We start from the raw sequence: 17,590 nt of genomic DNA, 5'->3' as shown, positions 1-17,590 counted from the left end.
CGGGTCGTCGCCCAGTGTTCCGTGTCCGCCAGGCGGACCTCGGGGGCGGGAGGCACTGGGTGCCGGATACGGTGGAAGCACCATGAGCGCTTCGCAGACCTCTGACGTCCCCACCCTTCTCGTCAAGATCTTCGGGAAGGACAGGCCGGGCATCACGGCCGGACTCTTCGACACCCTCGCCGCCTACTCCGTCGACGTGGTCGACATCGAGCAGGTCGTCACCCGCGGCCGGATCGTGCTGTGCGCGCTCGTGACCGAGCCGCCCCGCGGTCTCGAGGGGGATCTGCGGGCCACCGTCCACAGCTGGGCGGAGTCGCTGAAGATGCAGGCCGAGATCATTTCCGGGCTCGGCGACAACCGCCCGCGCGGGCTCGGCCGCTCCCTGGTCACCGTGCTCGGGCATCCGCTCACCGCGGAGGCGACGGCCGCCATCGCCGCGAAGATCACCCACGCCGGCGGCAACATCGACCGTATCTTCCGGCTCGCCAAGTACCCCGTGACGGCCGTCGAGTTCGCGGTGTCCGGCGTGGAGACCGAGCCGCTGCGGACCGCTCTGGTGACCGAGGCCGCGCAGCTCGGCGTCGATGTCGCGGTGGTCTCGGCCGGCCTGCACCGGCGGGCGCAGCGCCTGGTCGTGATGGACGTGGACTCCACGCTCATCCAGGACGAGGTGATCGAGCTCTTCGCCGCGCACGCGGGCTGCGAGGACAAGGTCGCCGAGGTGACGGCGGCGGCGATGCGCGGCGAGCTGGACTTCGAGCAGTCGCTGCACGCGCGCGTGGCGCTGCTGGAAGGGCTCGACGCCTCCGTGGTGGACAAGGTGCGCAGCGAGGTACGGCTGACGCCGGGCGCGCGCACGCTGATCCGTACGCTGAAGCGGCTCGGCTACCAAGTCGGCGTGGTCTCCGGCGGATTCACCCAGGTCACGGACGATCTGAAGGAGCGGCTCGGGCTCGACTTCGCCCAGGCCAACACCCTGGAGATCGTCGACGGCAGGCTGACGGGCAAGGTCACCGGCGAGATCGTGGACCGCGCGGGCAAGGCCCGGCTGCTGCGCCGCTTCGCGGCCGAGGCGGGCGTACCGCTGGCGCAGACGGTGGCGATCGGTGACGGCGCCAACGATCTGGACATGCTGAACGCGGCCGGCCTCGGGGTCGCCTTCAACGCCAAGCCGGTGGTGCGGGAGGCCGCGCACACCGCGGTGAACGTGCCGTTCCTCGACACGGTGCTCTATCTGCTGGGCGTCACCCGCGAAGAGGTCGAGGCCGCCGACATGCACGAGAAGGACTGAGTCGCCGGTACGCCGGAAGGGGCCCGGCACCGGGCCCCCTGTCACCCGGGTGCGGTCACTCCGACGGTGCCCAGTAGTCGAGCAGCCTGGCCCCGCCCGGTTCCAGCGCCTTCCAGGGACCGGTGAAGCTCAGCACGGCGAAGGCGGCGGCCGGGAAGCCGCGGCGGCCCATCCTCGTGCGGGCCTCCTCCTCGGCGGACCCGGCCAGCACCTCGGCGAGCCCTTGGATGCCGGGGTTGTGGCCGATGAGGACGGCGCTGCGCACCTCGTCCGGGGTCTCGTTGAGCACGGCGATCAGCTCGCCCGGCGAGGCCTCGTAGATCCGCTCCTCGTAGACCGTTTTCGGTCGGTGCGGGAACTCGTGGACGGCGAGCTTCCAGGTCTCCCGGGTCCGGGTCGCGGTGGAGCACAGGGCCAGGTCGAAGGGGACACCGGTGTCGGCGAGCTTGCGTCCGGCGACGGCGGCGTCCATCCGGCCCCGCTCGGCGAGCGGCCGCTCATGGTCGGTCACCTGTGGCCAGTCGGCTTTCGCATGCCGGAAGAGGACGATCCTGCGGGATTCTGCGACGCTCATGAGTCCCAGCTTCGCATGAAACACGCCACGCGTCGCAGGGAGTTGGCGGGCGGCCGCATCGGTGTTCAGCGAGCCAGCAGCTGCTGTACGCGCTCGAAGAGCTGGGTGATCGCGGGGTCGGCGGTCGCGGCGTGCGCCTCGGCCGGATCGAGTATCAGCATCAGCAGGGTGACGAAGGCGAGCACGGGCAGGGCCAGGGCCCACCAGGGCAGCCTGATGTCGACGCCGCCGCGGCGTGCCGGGTGGGGCGGAGTCTGCGTAGGGGCCGACATGGGTGCCTCCGCGGGGTGTCGACTGGCCGGGATTCCTGCTCCGTGGTCCGCGTCTCGCGGTCACATCTCGAAGCTACGGAATCCGCGGCACACAACCCATCCGGTGATCCACCCAGTTGACCCTGACACTCGCCCCCTAGGGGACAGGGGGGCTACCCCCACCCCCGGCCGGTGCCGGGCCGCCCCGGCTCAGGGTGAGGCGATCGTCGCGATGACGGCAATGATCACGAAGATGGCGAGGAACGAGCCGAAGACGAGGAGCATCTTCTTCTGGCCGTTCTGCGGGTTCGGGTCGAGCACTGGCGACATGGGGCAAGTGTCGCATCCGCCGCCCGGGGCGGGCCCGCGGGGTGGGCTCAGCGGGCGGCCTCGTCCTCGACCGTGCGGTTGCGCCCGGCGAGGACGCCGACCGCCATCTGCGGGATCATCAGGGCGGTCATCAGCGCGATCGGCAGGCCCCAGCCGCCGCTGTGCTGGTAGAGCACGCCGACCAGGAGCGGGCCCGGGATGGAGATCAGATAGCCGGTGCTCTGCGCGAAGGCCGACAGCTGGGCGACGCCCGCGCCGGTCCTGGCCCGCATCCCGACCATGGTGAGGGCCAGGGGGAAGGCGCAGTTGGAGATGCCGAGCAGGACGGCCCAGGCCCAGGCTCCGGCGGCGGGCGCGAAGTACAGGCCGGCGTATCCGGCGAGGCCGCAGACGCCGAGCACGAGCGCGATGGGCCCCTGGTGCGGCAGGCGGGTGGCAACGCGCGGGATGACGAAGGCCAGCGGCACGCCCATCACCATGGTGACGGCCAGCAGCAGCCCGGCGGTGCTCGCGGGCACGCCCGCGTCCCGGAAGATCTGCGCCATCCAGCCCATCGTGATGTAGGCGGCGGTGGCCTGGAGCCCGAAGAACACGGCGAGCGCCCAGGCGGTACGGCTGCGCGTGATCCGCAGCGCGGGCGCCTCCGCACGCCGTCGCGCGTCCCTACGAGCGAGCGCTCCCGCCCGCCCGGACGCCCCGCCGTCGGCGGATGCCCCCTGCCGTGCGGGCGCGTCCTCCCGGGTGGCCGCGTCCCCACGCGCGAGTGCCTCACCGTCCCCGGCCGCTCCCCCACGCGCGGGCGCTCCCCCAGCCCCAGCAGCTCCCCCGCGCGTGGGCACCTCACCACGCCCGGCCGCCCGCTCCTCCGCTCCCGGCACCCGCCGGTCCCGTACGAACGGGAGCCAGGGCAGCACGGCCGCCGCCGCCAGGGCCGCCCACACCGCGAGCCCGGTCTGCCAGTTCCCGCCGAGCGCGTCCGTCATCGGCACCGTGACGGCCGCGGCGGCCGAGGTGCCGAGGGCGAGGGCCATCGAGTACAGGCCCGTCATGGAGCCGACCCGGTCCGGGAACCAGCGCTTGACGATGACCGGCATCAGGACGTTGCTGACCGCGATGCCCATCAGGGCGAGGGCGGTGGCGGCCAGGAAGGCGGGCGTGCTGCCCGCGTAGGGCCGGATCAGCAGGCCGGCCGTGATGGCGACCATGCCCGCGCAGACGACGGCACCGGCGCCGAAGCGGCGGGCGAGGCGGGGTGCCGTGACGCCGAAGAGCGCGAAGCAGAGCGGGGGCACGGAGGTGAGCAGCCCGGCCATGCTGCCGCTCATGCCGAGCCCGTCCCGGACCTCTTGCAGGAGGGCGCCGAGGCTGGTGATGGCAGGGCGGAGGTTCAGCGCGGCCAGCACGATGCCGAGGACGATCAGACGTGTCGTCCACGCGCGCGTGGGCACCGGGGACTCGTCGGCCGCCCGAGCCGGACTGCGTACGGTCGTGGGGTTCGTCGTCCGCGTTTCCTCGCTCGCCATGATGTCCATCATAGAATCATGGGATGAATGGTTGTCCAACCTCCGGGCTGGGCCGGTCGCCCGTCCCGTGCGAAGGTGTGCCATGCCCCTGAGCCAGCAACGCCGCTCCGCCCTGTCCGAGCAGGTCATCGCCGCGCTGCGGCACCAGATCACCTCCGGCGAGTGGCCGGTCGGCTCCCGCATCCCGACCGAGCCGGAGCTGGTCGAGCAGCTGGGCGTCGCCCGCAACACGGTCCGGGAGGCCGTCCGCGCCCTCGCCCACAACGGCCTGCTGGACATCCGCCAGGGCTCGGGCACCTACGTCGTGGCGACCAGCGAGCTGGCCGGGGTGATGCACCGCCGCTTCGCCGACGCGGACCCGCGGCACATCGCCGAGCTGCGCTCCACGCTGGAGTCGGGCGCGGCGAGGCTGGCCGCCGAGCGGCGCACCGAGAAGGACCTCAAGCAGCTCGACGCGCTGCTGGCGCGGCGTGAGGAGGCCTGGGCGTCGGGCGACGCCGAGGCGTTCGTGGCGGCCGACGCCACCTTCCACCTCGCGGTGGTGGCAGCGTCCCACAACGACGCGATGACGGCGATGTACGCGGACCTGGGCGAGGTGCTGCGGGACTGGCTGCGCGAGGACGTCGGCGAGGAGCTGACGCCGGAGACGTACATGGACCACGCCCGGCTGGTGGAGGCGATCCGCGCGGGCGACGCGACCACCGCCGCCCGGGAGGCGGCAGGCTATCCGTTCCAGTGCCGTCCGGGCAGGTTCACCGCTGCTGGTGGCTGACCCATGCCGTGCGGACCTCCTTCCAGCAGCGCCCGGTGAGCCGTACGGTCGCCGCCGGGCCGGTGTCGACCGGGGAGCTGTCGGTGTCGAGGTCCCACCACCGGCTGCACTCGATGTGCAGCCGTACGCGGTCGGCGTCGGCGTAGGGGTTGTGGCAGTAGGCGATCACATGGGAGCCCTGCACGCGCGTGCGGCACTCGGAGCCGAACGGCTCCGGCTCGCGTGCCTGCGGTGTCGCCTCGTACGGCAGCAACACCAGGAGAGCTACGGCGACGGTCACTGGGGCGAGGCTGCGGGGCAGACGCACAAGAGAGACCTCCTCGGCCGTGCTGACGAGGAAAACGCGTGGTGCGGGCGTAATCCAGAGTGCCCGGTCACAGCGCCGCCCCGCCCGGCCGGATAGGCCGAACGGGCGACACCGGCACCACGTGCCGAGGGCCCCGCACCGGTCGGGTGCGGGGCCCTCGCAAGGTCTGCGGCAGTGTCAGGCGCCGATGGCGTGCAGACCGCCGTCGACGTGGATGATCTCGCCGGTGGTCTTCGGGAACCAGTCGCTCAGCAGGGCGACGATGCCCTTGCCGGCCGGCTCCGGGTCCTTCAGGTCCCACTCCAGCGGGGAGCGGTCGTCCCACACGGCGGCCAGCTCGCCGAAGCCCGGGATGGACTTGGCGGCCATGGAGGCGAGCGGCCCCGCGGAGATGAGGTTGCAGCGGATGTTCTGCTTGCCCAGGTCACGCGCGAGGTAGCGGCTGGTGGCCTCCAGGGCGGCCTTGGCCGGGCCCATCCAGTCGTACTGCGGCCAGGCGTACTGGGCGTCGAAGGTGAGGCCGACGACCGAGCCGCCGTTCTGCATCAGCGGCAGGCAGGCCGTGGTCAGCGACTTCAGGGAGTACGCCGAGACGTGCATGGCCGTGGCGACCGACTCGAACGGGGTGTTCAGGAAGTTGCCGCCGAGGGCGTCCTGGGGCGCGAAGCCGATGGAGTGCACGACGCCGTCGAGGCCGCCCAGCTCCTCGCCGACGAGGTCCGCGAGGCGTCCGAGGTGCTCGTCGTTGGTGACGTCGAGCTCGATGACCTTGGTGGGCTTGGGGAGCTTCTTGGCGATGCGCTCGGTCAGCGTGGGCCGCGGGAAGGCGGTGAGAATGATCTCCGCGCCCTGCTCCTGGGCCAGCTTGGCGGCGTGGAAGGCGATGGAGGACTCCATCAGCACACCGCTGATCAGGACGCGCTTGCCCTCGAGAATTCCGCTCATGGTGATCAGTGACCCATTCCCAGTCCGCCGTCAACGGGAATGACGGCTCCAGTGATGTACGAGGCGTCGTCCGAGGCGAGGAACCGCACCGTCGCGGCGATCTCCTCCGGCTGCGCGTACCTGCCGAGCGGGACCTGCGACACGATGGCCGTGCGCTGCTCGTCGGTGAGCACCTTGGTCATGTCGGTGTCCACGAAGCCGGGCGCGACGACGTTGAAAGTGATGTTGCGCGAACCCAGCTCACGGGCGAGGGAACGCGCGAAGCCGACCAGCGCGGCCTTGGAGGCGGCGTAGTTCGCCTGCCCCGCGGAGCCGAGCAGGCCGACGACGGACGAGATCAGCACGACGCGGCCCTTCTTGGCCCGCAGCATGCCCCGGTTGGCGCGCTTGACGACCCGGAAGGTGCCCGTGAGGTTGGTGTCGACGACCGAGGTGAAGTCCTCCTCGGACATGCGCATCAGCAGCTGGTCCTTGGTGACGCCGGCGTTGGCGACGAGGACCTCGACCGGGCCGTGCTCGGCCTCGATCTCCTTGTAGGCCTGCTCCACCTGATCGCTGTCGGTGATGTCGCACTTGACGGCGAGGAAGCCCTTGGGCGGCTCACCCGAGCGGTATGTGACGGCGACCTTGTCGCCGGCGTCGGCGAATGCCTGGGCGATGGCGAGGCCGATGCCCCGGTTGCCTCCGGTGACGAGAACCGAGCGGCTCAACGGATCACCCTTTCGATAACGGTCTGACACCCGCCCGGACACCTGGATGACAGGCGGCTTCCCCGAAAACCTATCGGTCCCGGGGCGCGCGCGAAGAAGCGGGCACCGACAGTGGCGCGCAGGAGTCACTGTCGGATCCCTACAGAACCGAACCGGCCACCGGCGGCAAACGTGTGGTCCCGGGACCGGCCCGCGCGACATGATCGGAGCGACCACGGTAACGGCGACAGGAAGAGACCCAGGTGCCTCATACCATCGACGAGTCCTTCACGGCACTACCCCTGCGCGCTCTGGCGGACGCCGCGCTGGCACGCGCGCGTGCCCTCGGCGCCGAGCACGCGGACTTCCGGTTCGAGCGGGTGCGCAGCGCGTCCTGGCGGCTCAGGGACGCCAGGCCCGCGGGCTCCTCGGACACCACGGACCTCGGCTACGCGGTGCGCGTCGTGCACGGCGGGACCTGGGGCTTCGCCTCCGGGGTGGACCTGAGCATGGACGCGGCGGCCCGGGTCGCCGCCCGGGCCGTGGCGATGGCCAAGCTGTCCGCGCAGGTGATCAAGGCGGCCGGGTCGGACGAGCGGGTGGAGCTCGCCGACGAGCCCGTGCACGCCGACAAGACGTGGATCTCGTCGTACGAGATCGACCCGTTCACCGTGCCCGACGAGGAGAAGTCCGCGCTGCTCGCCGAGTGGAGCTCGCGGCTGCTGGCGGCGGACGGGGTGAACCATGTCGACGCCTCCCTGCTCACCGTGCACGAGAACAAGTTCTACGCCGACACCGCCGGGACCGTGACCACGCAGCAGCGCGTCCGGCTGCACCCGCAGCTGACCGCGGTGTCGGTCGACGAGTCCAGCGGCGAGTTCGACTCGATGCGCACCATCGCGCCGCCCGTCGGGCGCGGCTGGGAGTACCTGCGGGGCACCGGCTGGGACTGGGAGAGCGAGCTGGCGCAGATCCCCGAGCTGCTCGCCGAGAAGATGCGCGCGCCGAGCGTCGAGGCGGGCGTGTACGACCTGGTCGTCGACCCGTCCAACCTGTGGCTGACGATCCACGAGTCCATCGGGCACGCCACCGAGCTGGACCGGGCGCTCGGCTACGAGGCCGCCTACGCCGGCACCTCCTTCGCCACCTTCGACCAGCTCGGCAAGCTGAGGTACGGCTCGGAGCTGATGAACGTCACCGGTGACCGCACCGCCGAGCACGGCCTGGCGACCATCGGCTACGACGACGAGGGCGTCGAGGGCCAGACCTGGGACCTGGTGAAGGACGGCACCCTGGTCGGCTACCAGCTGGACCGGCGGATCGCGAGGCTGACCGGGTTCGAGCGGTCCAACGGCTGCGCGTTCGCCGACTCCCCCGCCCATGTGCCGGTGCAGCGCATGGCCAACGTCTCGCTCCGGCCGGACCCGGCCGGGATGTCGACGGAGGACCTCATCGGCGGCGTCGACCGCGGCATCTACGTCGTCGGGGACCGGTCCTGGTCCATCGACATGCAGCGCTACAACTTCCAGTTCACCGGTCAGCGCTTCTTCCGGATCGAGAACGGCCGGATCACCGGCCAGCTCCGGGACGTCGCCTACCAGGCCACCACCACCGACTTCTGGGGATCCATGGCGGCCGTCGGCGGCCCGGGGACCTACGTCCTGGGCGGCGCCTTCAACTGCGGCAAGGCCCAGCCGGGGCAGGTGGCCGCGGTCTCGCACGGCTGCCCGTCCGCCCTGTTCCGCAGCGTCAACATCCTCAACACCACCCAGGAGGCCGGTCGATGAGTCCTCGTACGAACAAGCCGCACGAGATCGTCGAGCGGGCCCTGGAGCTGTCGCGCGCGGACGGCTGTGTCGTCATCGCCGACGAGCAGTCCACCGCCAACCTGCGCTGGGCGGGCAACGCGTTGACCACCAACGGCGTCACGCGCGGGCGCACGCTCACGGTCGTCGCCACCGTCGACGGCAAGGAGGGCACGGCCTCGGGAGTCGTGTCCCGCTCCGCGGTGACGCCGGACGAGCTGGAGCCCCTGGTCCGGGCCGCCGAGGCCGCCGCGCGCGGCGCCGGGCCCGCCGAGGACGCACAGCCGCTGGTCACCGGCGTGCCGGCGGCGCCGGACTTCACGGACGTGCCCGCCGAGACCACCTCCGCGGTGTTCGCCGACTTCGCCCCGGCGCTCGGTGAGGCCTTCGCTCGCGCGCGTGCGGGCGGCCGCGAGCTGTACGGCTTCGCCAACCACGAGCTGGTCTCGTCCTACGTCGGTACGTCGACGGGGCTGCGGCTGCGCCATGACCAGCCGAACGGGACGCTGGAGCTGAACGCCAAGTCCCCGGACCGCACCCGTTCGGCCTGGGCCGGCCGCTCCACCCGTGACTTCAAGGACGTCGACCCCGCGGCGCTCGACGCCGAGCTGGCCGTACGCCTCGGCTGGGCCGAGCGCAAGGTGGCGCTGCCCGCCGGACGGTACGAGACGCTGCTGCCGCCGACCGCCGTGGCGGATCTGCTGATCTACCAGATGTGGTCGGCGTCCGGCCGGGACGCGGCCGAGGGCCGCACGGTGTTCTCCCGGCCCGGGGGCGGCACCCGGGTCGGCGACCGGCTCACCGAGCTGCCGCTGACGCTGCGCAGCGACCCGAACGAGCCGGGCCTGGAGGCGGCGCCCTTCGTGCTGGCGCACTCCTCCGGGGGAGACACCTCGGTGTTCGACAACGGACTCCCCCTCAAGGCCACGGAATGGGTCCGCGAGGGCGAACTGCGGCACCTGATGACCAGCCGGCACAGCGCGGGTCTGACCGGCCTGCCGGTGGCGCCGGGGATCGACAATCTGATCCTGGACGGCGGTGGCGAGCAGTCGCTGGAGGAGATGGTCGCGGCGACCGAGCGCGGCTTGCTGCTGACCTGCCTGTGGTACATCCGCGAGGTCGACCCGGCGACGCTGCTGCTCACCGGCCTGACCCGGGACGGCGTGTACCTGGTCGAGAACGGCGAGGTGACCGGCGAGGTGAACAACTTCCGGTTCAACGAGTCGCCGGTGGATCTGCTGGGCCGGGCCACCGAGGCCGGGCGCACGGAGAAGACGCTGCCCAGGGAGTGGAGCGACTGGTTCACCCGGGCTGCGATGCCGGCGCTGCGGGTGCCGGATTTCAATATGAGCTCTGTCAGTCAGGGCGTATAACCTCGTACCCGACCCGCAGCACTTTCGAGCGGCCCTTTCGAGCAGCACTTCCGAGGAGATACGAGAACCGTGACGGACATCGTCGACGAGCTGAAGTGGCGTGGCCTGTGGGCCCTGTCCACTGACGAGGACGCTTTGCGCAAGGCGCTCGCGGACGGTCCCGTCACGTTCTATTGCGGGTTCGACCCGACCGCGGCCAGTCTGCACGTCGGTCACCTGGTGCAGGTCCTCACCATGCGCCGGCTGCAGCAGGCGGGCCTGCGTCCGCTGGCCCTGGTCGGCGGCGCCACCGGCCAGATCGGCGACCCGCGTCCGACGGCCGAGCGCACCCTGAACGACCCGGAGACGGTCGCGAACTGGGTGCACCGGCTGCGCGCACAGATCGAGCCGTTCCTGTCCTTCGAGGGCGAGAACGCCGCGGTGATGGTCAACAACCTGGACTGGACGGCCGGGATGTCGGCCATCGAGTTCCTGCGCGACATCGGCAAGCACTTCCGCGTCAACAAGATGCTCACCAAGGACTCGGTCGCCCGGCGCCTGGAGTCCCAGGAGGGCATCAGCTACACCGAGTTCAGCTACCAGCTGCTGCAGGGCATGGACTTCCTCGAGCTGTACCGCCGGTACGGCTGCACCCTCCAGCAGGGCGGCAGCGACCAGTGGGGCAACCTCACGGCGGGTCTGGACCTGATCCACCGGCTGGAGCCCGAGGCCGAGGTGCACTGCGTGGCGACCCCGCTGATGGTCAAGGCGGACGGCACCAAGTTCGGCAAGACCGAGGGCGGCGCCGTCTGGCTCGACCCCGAGATGACGACGCCGTACGCGTTCTACCAGTTCTGGCTGAACGTGGACGACCGGGACATCTCGACGTACCTGCGCATCCTGTCCTTCCGGTCCCGTGAGGAGCTGGAGGAGCTGGAGACGCAGACCGAGGAGCGGCCGCAGGCCCGGGCCGCGCAGCGGGCGCTGGCCGAGGAGCTGACGACCCTGGTGCACGGCGCCGACCAGACGGCTGCCGTGATCGCCGCGAGCCGCGCCCTCTTCGGGCAGGGCGAGCTGGCGGAGCTGGACGACCGGACGCTGGCGGCGGCGCTGTCCGAGGTGCCGCACATCAAGGTCGCGGAGCCGGCGCCGGTGGTGGATCTGTTCGCGGAGGTCGGGCTGGTGGCGAGCAAGTCGGCGGCGCGGCGGACGATCAAGGAGGGCGGGGCCTACGTGAACAACGCGAAGGTCACCGCCGAGGACGCCGTACCGGCGGCGGAGGATCTGCTGCACGGACGCTGGCTGGTGCTGCGCCGGGGCAAGAAGAACCTCGCCGCGGTCGAGGTCACCGGGGCCTAGGCACACCGAAGGGGCGGCTCTCCACCGGGAGGGCCGCCCCTTCGTCGTACGCCCGCTGAGGCGTCGTACGTCCGCTCAGGTCCGCTGTTTCCGCTTGCCCAGGGTCGCCATGTAGGCCATGTCCCCCACGCCCACGATGATGAGCGCGGCGACGAGCTGGAAGATGTGCCGGCTCCAGTCGATGCCGGAGGTCTCCTCGACACCCATCGCGCGGGCGAGGGCGTTGCCGACGATGGCGCCGAGCATGCCGAAGATGGTGGTCAGCCAGAGGGGACTGTGCTGCTTGCCGGGCAGGATCGCTTTGGCGATCAGTCCCAGCACGAATCCCACGATGATGGCCCACAACCAGCCCATTGCTGCCTCCTTGTACGGCTCGACGTGAGCATTACGCCCAGTCTCGGGCCGCCCCGCCTACGCCGCATGCCGGGTACGGCCGTACGCGGGACGGCCGAGGTCCGTCGCCCGGGCGGAAGGTGCCCCGGTCTCGTAGGCGGCGCAGGCCAGGCGTACCGTGGAGGGTGTCCGGGCCCGGCCTCCCGGCCGGTGGCGGTCCGGGTGCGGGCAGGGGAAAGTCCGATGCGGGCGGATGGTGGAATGTGATGCGGAAGCAGCACGACGGAGGCAGCTCCCAGGTATTCCGGATCACCGGAGCCCGGACGAGCCTCCAGGAGGACGTACGAGGGCGGCAGCGCCGGTACGTCATCTCGATGTCGGTCCGTACGCTGTCGGTGATCCTGGCCGCGACCCTGTGGAACGTCGAACGGCACGTGGCCGTCGTGGCGTTGGTGCTCGGCGTGGTCATGCCGTACATCGCGGTGGTGATCGCCAACGCCGGGCGGGAGAACGCGCCGTCGCTCCCTTCCACTTTCGTGGTCGCGCCGACGCGTCCGATGATCGCCGGACCGGGGCCGGACGTGCCCTTCGCGGAACCCGTCCCGGAAGATGTGATCCGTGATCCGGCACCGGGTCCGGCGGGCGAAACACATGACCGGAAATGACCTTGGCGAGGCGCTGACAAACGGAAGCAACCTCCGCACCAAGCTCAAGAAAAGCTCAGATCAATAGTGCTGTTCCGGTGCCGGGCCGCGGGTGACCCATGACATACTTCGTAGGCGCTCCGCATCCCCCGTCGGAGCGACTGACCGACGCCGGGCAGCTCCCCCCGTGGCTGCTCGGCGTCGCCTTTTGTTGACTCCTGTGAGACGAATCCGTGAGTGACGAGACCCCCATCTGCTCCGCCAAGGGCTGCCGTGCGGCCGCGACATGGGTGCTGGCCTGGAACAACCCCAAGATCCATACGCCGGAGCGGCGCAAGACCTGGCTGGCCTGCGAGGAGCACCGGGAGCATCTCTCCCAGTTCCTGGGGGTGCGGGGGTTCCTGAAGGACGTCGTGCCGTTCGCCGAGTGGGAAGAGCCCGCGGGACCGTAAGGTTTCAGCCGCCGATCGCCGACATCGGGCGGTCCGGCTGGACGAAGCTCGGGTCGTCCAGACCCGCTCCCGCCTTCTTGCCCCACATCGCGAGCCGCCAGATCCGGGCGATTTCCTCGTCGGGGGCGTCGGAGCGCAGCGCCGCGCGCAGGTCCGTCTCCTCGCGGGCGAACAGACAGGTGCGGACCTGGCCGTCGGCGGTGAGACGGGTGCGGTCGCAGGCCGAGCAGAACGGCCGGGTGACGGAGGCGATGACACCGACGCGGTGCGGTCCGCCGTTCACCAGCCAGCGCTCCGCCGGGGCCGAGCCGCGCTCCTCGGAGCCCTCCTCGGTCAGCTCGAAGCGGGTGCGCAGCGAGGTCAGGATGTCGCCCGCGGTGATCATGCCGTCGCGCTTCCAGCCGTGCTGGGCGTCCAGCGGCATCTGCTCGATGAAGCGCAGCTCGTAGTCGTGCTCGACGGCCCAGGCCAGCAGGTCGGGCGCCTCGTCGTCGTTCAGCCCCGGCATCAGCACGGAGTTGACCTTGACCGGGGTCAGCTCGGCGTCGCGGGCGGCCTCCAGGCCCTCCAGGACGTCCCGGTGCCGGTCGCGGCGGGTCAGGGTCTTGAAGACGTCCGGGCGCAGGGTGTCCAGGGAGACATTGACCCGGTCCAGACCGGCGGCCTTGAGGGCCTTCGCGGTGCGCTTCAGGCCGATGCCGTTGGTGGTGAGGGACATCTGGGGGCGGGGGGTGAGGGCCCCGACGCGCTCGACGATGCCGACCAGGCCGGGGCGCAGCAGGGGCTCGCCGCCGGTGAAGCGGACCTCCTCGATGCCGAGGGAGGTGACCGCGATGTCGATCAGGCGGACGATCTCGTCGTCCGTGAGGAGGTCGGGCTTGGCCAGCCACTGCAGGCCCTCCTCGGGCATGCAGTAGGTGCAGCGCAGATTGCACCGGTCGGTCAGCGAGACGCGCAGGTCGGTGGCGACCCGGCCGTAGGTGTCGATGAGCACGTGGGCCCCCTCCCTCGTCGCGGAGCACTCATGTTGCGTCACTTGCGAGCCTACGTGACCGCACCGACAACGACAGGGCCCGATCCCACGAGGTAAGACGCGGCCGCGTCGTAGGGATCTACGACGCGGCCGCGCGGGGAGGCGTGCTCAGTGGGCGCCGGTGCCGGTCAGGGACCGGACCTCCAGCTCGGCGTACTTGCCCTTGTCCGGCTCCTCCTTGGACAGGTAGGTGCCGATGATGCCCAGCAGGAAGCCGACCGGGATCGAGATGATGCCGGGGTTCTCCAGCGGGAACCAGTGGAAGTCGACGTCCGGGAACATCGAGGTGGGTTTGCCGGAGACGACCGGCGAGAACAGCACCAGGCCGACCGCGGTGGTCAGACCGCCGTAGATCGACCACAGGGCGCCCTGGGTGGTGAACCGCTTCCAGAAGAGGCTGTAGAGGATCGTCGGCAGGTTGGCGGAGGCGGCGACCGCGAAGGCCAGGGCGACGAGGCCGGCCACGTTCAGGTCGCGGGCCAGGGCGCCCAGCGCGATGGAGACGACGCCGATGCCGACGGTCGCCCAGCGGGCGGCGCGGACCTCCTCCTTGTCGGTGGCCTTCCCCTTCTTGATGACGTTGGCGTAGATGTCGTGGGCGAACGACGAGGACGAGGCCAGCGTCAGGCCCGCGACCACCGCGAGGATGGTCGCGAAGGCGACCGCGGAGATGGTGGCGAGCAGGATGGCGCCCCAGTTGGAGTCGACGCCGCCCAGATGCAGCGCGAGCAGCGGGGCCGCCGTGTTGCCCGCCTTGTTGGAGCTGGTGATCTCCTCCTGTGAGATCAGCGCGGCGGCGCCGAAGCCGAGCGCGAGGGTCATCAGGTAGAAGGAGCCGATCAGGCCGATCGCCCAGATCACGGACTTGCGGGCGGCCTTGGAGGTGGGAACCGTGTAGAAGCGGATCAGGATGTGCGGCAGGCCGGCGGTGCCGAGGATCAGCGCGATGCCCAGCGAGATGAAGTCCAGCTTGCTGGTGCCGGTGGCGCCGTACTTCAGGCCGGGCTCCAGGAACGCCGCGCCCTTGCCGCTCTGGTCGGAGGCGGCGCCGAGCAGGTCGGAGACGTTGAAGTCGAACTTCAGCAGGACCAGGAAGGTCAGCAGCAGGGCACCGGTCATCAGCAGCACGGCCTTGACCATCTGGACCCAGGTGGTGCCCTTCATGCCGCCGATGGTGACGTACATGATCATCAGGACGCCGACCAGGGCGACGATGACGATCTTGCCGGCGTCGCTGGTGATGCCCATCAGCAAGGAGACCAGGACGCCCGCGCCGGCCATCTGCGCCAGCAGGTAGAAGATCGACACCACGATCGTGGAGGTGCCGGCCGCCGTGCGGACCGGGCGCTGGCGCATCCGGTAGGCGAGGACGTCGCCCATGGTGTAGCGGCCGGAGTTGCGCAGCGGCTCGGCGACCAGCAGCAGCGCGATGAGCCAGGCGACCAGGAAGCCGATGGAGTACAGGAAGCCGTCGTAGCCGAACAGGGCGATGGCGCCCGCGATGCCGAGGAAGGACGCGGCGGACATGTAGTCGCCGGAGACGGCGAGGCCGTTCTGGAAGCCGGTGAACTGGCGGCCGCCCGCGTAGAAGTCGTTGGCGTCCTTGGTCTGGCGGCCCGCCCACACCGTGATGCCGAGGGTCGCGACGACGAAGACCGCGAAGAGGCTGATGATCAGCGTGCGGTGCTCGCTCGCCGGGTCGGCCGCAAGGAACATGTGCGCGGTGCTCATGCGCCGCCCTCCATCCGGGACTTGATCGCGTCGGCCTTGGGGTCGAGCTTCGCGGCGGCGTGCCGCGCGTACCACCAGGCGATGAGGAACGTGGTGAGGAACTGGGCGAGGCCGAGGACGAGGGCCACGTTGATGTTGCCGAACAGCTTGGTGCCCATGAAGTCACCGGCGTAGATCGACAGCAGCACGTACAGCAGGTACCAGGCGATGAAGGCGACGGTCAGCGGAAAGGCGAAGGAGCGGTAGGAACGGCGCAGTTCGGCGAACTCCGCGCTCTGCTGCACCGCGGTGAACTCCTCGGTGGAGGGGAGTTGGTGTTGCTCTTTCGACGGGGGCGGTGCGTCGGTGGCCACGGAGTCTCCTCGCGGTACGGGCGCTGGTGCGGCGGTGGACGGGGACGGGTGCGGTACGGACATGGCGGCTCTGTTCTCAGCGGTGGGCAGGGAGCTCGATCGTGCTCGCGCCCCCTGTTCAACGTCACGGCGCCACGCGAGGACCGGTTCAACCCGGCGGACTACTTTCCGAACTCATCGCCTGTAGGTCATTGCTGGCCAGCGAGGCGGGGAGATAGTTTCACCCTGCACGCCCGTCATGTACCTGCCCGAGCACCACCTGTGCCTCGGGCCGGTTTCGTTTCCGGATGATGTGGAGATCCCATGGCTCATCTGCCTTCCAGACGCCGGCTCGCGCTGGCCGTCCCCGTCGTGCTGTCGCTGACCGCTTCGCTCGGCTTCCTGCCGGCCGGCGCGACGGCCGCCCCGCTCGCGGAGACCACCGCCGAGCAGGCCGCGGACGCGCCGAACCTGGCCTACGTCGTGAACACCACGACGGACCGCCGGACCATCGAGTCGGTGAAGAAGGCCGTCGCCACGGCCGGGGGAACCGTCGTGGCGTCGTACGACAAGATCGGGGTGATCGTCGCCCACTCCGCCAACCCGGACTTCGGCAAGCAGCTGCGCCAGGTGCGCGGAGTGCAGTCGGCGGGTGCGACGCGTACCGCGCCGCTGGCCGCCGCCGGCACCACGGACCAGGGCGCCGCGGAGTTCCTCACCGACGCCCAGGCCGCGAGGACGGCGGCCGCCGCCGCTCCCGACACCGAGCCGCTCGAGGCCGACCAGTGGGACCTGCGCGCCATCGGCGCCGACAAGGCAGCGAAGATCAACCCCGGCAGCAGCAAGGTGACCGTCGCGGTCATCGACACTGGCGTCGACGACACCCACCCGGACCTCGCGCCGAACTTCTCCAAGTCCCAGTCGGCCAACTGCGTCGGCGGCGTCGCGGACACCAGTGAGGGCGCCTGGCGGCCGTACACCGCGGACGACTACCACGGCACGCACGTCGCGGGCGAGATCGCCGCCGCCCGCAACGGCATCGGCGTCGCGGGCGTGGCCCCCGGCGTCAAGGTCTCCGGCATCAAGGTGAGCGACCCGGACAACGGGCTGTTCTACCCCGAGAGCGTCGTGTGCGCCTTCGTGTTCGCCGCCGACCACGGCGTGGAGATCACGAACAACAGCTACTACGTGGACCCGTGGCTGTACAACTGCATGGACGACCCCGACCAGCGGGCCATCGTCGACGCGGTCAACCGGGCCCAGCTGTACGCCCAGCGCAAGGGCACCCTGCACCTGGCCTCGGCGGGCAACTCCAACCACGACCTGGACGCGGACGCGATCGTCGACGACTCCAGCCCCGACGACTCCACCCCGGTGGAGCGCACGATCGACCCGCACGAGTGCTACGACGTGCCGACCCAGCTGCCGGGGATCGTCACGGTCAGCGCGACGGGCGTGCAGAACCTCAAGTCGTACTACTCCTCGTACGGCAGGGGCGTCGTCGACGTCGCGGCCCCGGGCGGCGACCGGCTGTACCAGATACCCGACACGCCCTCGAAGAACGGCCGCATCCTGTCGACCATGCCCAACGGGCAGTACGCCTTCCTCCAGGGCACCTCGATGGCCTCGCCGCACGCCGCGGGCGTGGCCGCGCTGCTGAAGTCCAAGCACCCGTGGGCGAACGGAGCCGCGCTCCAGGCGATGCTGAAGGCGCAGGCGGACAACCCGGGCTGCCCCGAGTCCTACGACCAGAACGGCGACGGCACCCAGGACGCGGTGTGCGAGGGCGGCACGCGCGTGAACGGCTTCTACGGCTTCGGCATCGTCAACGCGCTGCGCGCGGTCAAGTAGGACACGAACGGGAGAA

19 protein-coding genes are annotated in these 17,590 nt (G+C 70.8%); 8 read left to right on the top strand and 11 right to left on the bottom strand.

Features of this window, described 5'->3' with window-relative positions:
- Positions 1–82: 82 nt before the first annotated feature.
- The gene (serB, locus tag M8H82_RS02830; protein ID WP_250070706.1) at positions 83–1,291 is read left to right on the top strand and encodes a phosphoserine phosphatase SerB; all 1,209 of its coding nucleotides are present in this window, start codon (positions 83–85) and stop codon (positions 1,289–1,291) included.
- Positions 1,292–1,346: 55 nt separating this feature from the next.
- Here the strand turns inward: serB and M8H82_RS02825 are convergent, their stop codons facing one another.
- The 4 genes from M8H82_RS02825 to M8H82_RS02815 form a co-directional block, all read right to left on the bottom strand.
- Positions 1,347–1,865, bottom strand: a complete 519-nt coding sequence (locus tag M8H82_RS02825; protein ID WP_250070704.1) for a histidine phosphatase family protein — start codon at positions 1,863–1,865, stop codon at positions 1,347–1,349.
- Between the two features lie 65 nt (positions 1,866–1,930).
- Positions 1,931–2,137, bottom strand: coding sequence for a hypothetical protein (locus M8H82_RS02820; protein ID WP_250070702.1), 207 nt, complete (start codon positions 2,135–2,137; stop codon positions 1,931–1,933).
- A 189-nt stretch (positions 2,138–2,326) separates the two neighbouring features.
- Complete coding sequence (locus tag M8H82_RS36395; protein WP_284048361.1) at positions 2,327–2,446, bottom strand: SGM_5486 family transporter-associated protein; 120 nt, start codon at positions 2,444–2,446, stop codon at positions 2,327–2,329.
- 47 nt (positions 2,447–2,493) lie between these two features.
- Positions 2,494–3,969 (bottom strand): MFS transporter, encoded by a 1,476-nt coding sequence (locus M8H82_RS02815; RefSeq protein ID WP_250070700.1) that lies wholly within the window; start codon positions 3,967–3,969, stop codon positions 2,494–2,496.
- A gap of 82 nt (positions 3,970–4,051) precedes the next feature.
- Here M8H82_RS02815 and M8H82_RS02810 point away from each other — a divergent pair, with 82 nt between their 5' ends.
- Positions 4,052–4,741, top strand: coding sequence for a FadR/GntR family transcriptional regulator (locus M8H82_RS02810; RefSeq protein ID WP_250070699.1), 690 nt, complete (start codon positions 4,052–4,054; stop codon positions 4,739–4,741).
- On the opposite strand, the gene M8H82_RS02805 is transcribed toward M8H82_RS02810, so the two are convergent.
- From M8H82_RS02805 to fabG, 3 genes are all read right to left on the bottom strand, one after another.
- A complete protein-coding gene (locus M8H82_RS02805) occupies positions 4,722–5,048 on the bottom strand; it encodes a hypothetical protein (RefSeq protein WP_250070697.1) in 327 nt (108 codons plus the stop codon). The two genes, M8H82_RS02810 and M8H82_RS02805, sit on opposite strands and share 20 nt — an antisense overlap.
- A 177-nt stretch (positions 5,049–5,225) precedes the next feature.
- On the bottom strand, positions 5,226–5,993 hold the full coding sequence (gene fabI, locus M8H82_RS02800) for an enoyl-ACP reductase FabI (protein ID WP_250070696.1): 768 nt from the start codon (positions 5,991–5,993) through the stop codon (positions 5,226–5,228).
- Between the two features lie 5 nt (positions 5,994–5,998).
- The gene (gene fabG, locus M8H82_RS02795) at positions 5,999–6,703 is read right to left on the bottom strand and encodes a 3-oxoacyl-[acyl-carrier-protein] reductase (RefSeq protein WP_250070693.1); all 705 of its coding nucleotides are present in this window, start codon (positions 6,701–6,703) and stop codon (positions 5,999–6,001) included.
- A gap of 242 nt (positions 6,704–6,945) precedes the next feature.
- Here fabG and M8H82_RS02790 point away from each other — a divergent pair, with 242 nt between their 5' ends.
- The 3 genes from M8H82_RS02790 (at position 6,946) to tyrS (ending at position 11,198) form a co-directional block, all read left to right on the top strand.
- Positions 6,946–8,469 (top strand): TldD/PmbA family protein, encoded by a 1,524-nt coding sequence (locus M8H82_RS02790; protein ID WP_250070691.1) that lies wholly within the window; start codon positions 6,946–6,948, stop codon positions 8,467–8,469.
- Positions 8,466–9,860: a metallopeptidase TldD-related protein gene (locus M8H82_RS02785; protein WP_250070690.1), complete on the top strand. Its 1,395-nt coding sequence runs from the start codon at positions 8,466–8,468 to the stop codon at positions 9,858–9,860. The genes M8H82_RS02790 and M8H82_RS02785 overlap by 4 nt, the downstream gene beginning before the upstream one ends.
- Positions 9,861–9,929: 69 nt before the next feature.
- Positions 9,930–11,198 (top strand): tyrosine--tRNA ligase, encoded by a 1,269-nt coding sequence (gene tyrS / locus M8H82_RS02780; protein WP_250070687.1) that lies wholly within the window; start codon positions 9,930–9,932, stop codon positions 11,196–11,198.
- A 75-nt stretch (positions 11,199–11,273) separates the two neighbouring features.
- Here the strand turns inward: tyrS and M8H82_RS02775 are convergent, their stop codons facing one another.
- Positions 11,274–11,552: a GlsB/YeaQ/YmgE family stress response membrane protein gene (locus tag M8H82_RS02775; protein ID WP_250070686.1), complete on the bottom strand. Its 279-nt coding sequence runs from the start codon at positions 11,550–11,552 to the stop codon at positions 11,274–11,276.
- A gap of 245 nt (positions 11,553–11,797) precedes the next feature.
- Here M8H82_RS02775 and M8H82_RS02770 point away from each other — a divergent pair, with 245 nt between their 5' ends.
- Positions 11,798–12,196: a DUF3099 domain-containing protein gene (locus M8H82_RS02770; RefSeq protein ID WP_250070685.1), complete on the top strand. Its 399-nt coding sequence runs from the start codon at positions 11,798–11,800 to the stop codon at positions 12,194–12,196.
- Positions 12,197–12,408: 212 nt separating this feature from the next.
- Positions 12,409–12,627: a hypothetical protein gene (locus M8H82_RS02765; RefSeq protein WP_250070684.1), complete on the top strand. Its 219-nt coding sequence runs from the start codon at positions 12,409–12,411 to the stop codon at positions 12,625–12,627.
- 4 nt (positions 12,628–12,631) lie between these two features.
- Here M8H82_RS02765 and moaA read toward each other — a convergent pair whose 3' ends face one another.
- The 3 genes from moaA to M8H82_RS02750 all read right to left on the bottom strand — a co-directional run bounded on the left by moaA (position 12,632) and on the right by M8H82_RS02750 (position 15,744).
- Positions 12,632–13,621, bottom strand: a complete 990-nt coding sequence (gene moaA, locus M8H82_RS02760; RefSeq protein ID WP_250070683.1) for a GTP 3',8-cyclase MoaA — start codon at positions 13,619–13,621, stop codon at positions 12,632–12,634.
- Between the two features lie 147 nt (positions 13,622–13,768).
- Positions 13,769–15,391 (bottom strand): cation acetate symporter, encoded by a 1,623-nt coding sequence (locus M8H82_RS02755; protein WP_250070682.1) that lies wholly within the window; start codon positions 15,389–15,391, stop codon positions 13,769–13,771.
- Entirely contained in the window at positions 15,388–15,744 is a 357-nt protein-coding gene (locus tag M8H82_RS02750; RefSeq protein ID WP_250070681.1) for a DUF485 domain-containing protein, read from the bottom strand. Before M8H82_RS02750 ends, M8H82_RS02755 begins: the two co-directional genes overlap by 4 nt.
- A gap of 303 nt (positions 15,745–16,047) precedes the next feature.
- Here M8H82_RS02750 and M8H82_RS02745 point away from each other — a divergent pair, with 303 nt between their 5' ends.
- Positions 16,048–17,574, top strand: coding sequence for a S8 family serine peptidase (locus M8H82_RS02745; protein ID WP_250070679.1), 1,527 nt, complete (start codon positions 16,048–16,050; stop codon positions 17,572–17,574).
- The last annotated feature ends 16 nt before the right edge of the window (positions 17,575–17,590 follow it).

It is taken from the genome of Streptomyces sp. YS415 (genome assembly GCF_023544665.1).
In the GTDB taxonomy this organism is placed as follows: domain Bacteria; phylum Actinomycetota; class Actinomycetes; order Streptomycetales; family Streptomycetaceae; genus Streptomyces.
Note: the sequence above shows the minus strand (reverse complement) of the source record. Positions and strands in the feature narration are given on the sequence as shown.

Excerpts from the sequence above, each read along its gene's own strand:
- serB (WP_250070706.1), top strand. The coding sequence starts at position 83 with ATGAGCGCTTCGCAGACCTCTGACGTCCCCACCCTTCTCGTCAAGATC.
- M8H82_RS02825 (WP_250070704.1), bottom strand. The coding sequence starts at position 1,865 with ATGAGCGTCGCAGAATCCCGCAGGATCGTCCTCTTCCGGCATGCGAAA.
- M8H82_RS02820 (WP_250070702.1), bottom strand. The coding sequence starts at position 2,137 with ATGTCGGCCCCTACGCAGACTCCGCCCCACCCGGCACGCCGCGGCGGC.
- M8H82_RS36395 (WP_284048361.1), bottom strand. The coding sequence starts at position 2,446 with ATGTCGCCAGTGCTCGACCCGAACCCGCAGAACGGCCAGAAGAAGATG.
- M8H82_RS02815 (WP_250070700.1), bottom strand. The coding sequence starts at position 3,969 with ATGGCGAGCGAGGAAACGCGGACGACGAACCCCACGACCGTACGCAGT.
- M8H82_RS02810 (WP_250070699.1), top strand. The coding sequence starts at position 4,052 with ATGCCCCTGAGCCAGCAACGCCGCTCCGCCCTGTCCGAGCAGGTCATC.
- fabI (WP_250070696.1), bottom strand. The coding sequence starts at position 5,993 with ATGAGCGGAATTCTCGAGGGCAAGCGCGTCCTGATCAGCGGTGTGCTG.
- M8H82_RS02785 (WP_250070690.1), top strand. The coding sequence starts at position 8,466 with ATGAGTCCTCGTACGAACAAGCCGCACGAGATCGTCGAGCGGGCCCTG.
- M8H82_RS02775 (WP_250070686.1), bottom strand. The coding sequence starts at position 11,552 with ATGGGCTGGTTGTGGGCCATCATCGTGGGATTCGTGCTGGGACTGATC.
- M8H82_RS02770 (WP_250070685.1), top strand. The coding sequence starts at position 11,798 with ATGCGGAAGCAGCACGACGGAGGCAGCTCCCAGGTATTCCGGATCACC.
- M8H82_RS02755 (WP_250070682.1), bottom strand. The coding sequence starts at position 15,391 with ATGAGCACCGCGCACATGTTCCTTGCGGCCGACCCGGCGAGCGAGCAC.
- M8H82_RS02745 (WP_250070679.1), top strand. The coding sequence starts at position 16,048 with ATGGCTCATCTGCCTTCCAGACGCCGGCTCGCGCTGGCCGTCCCCGTC.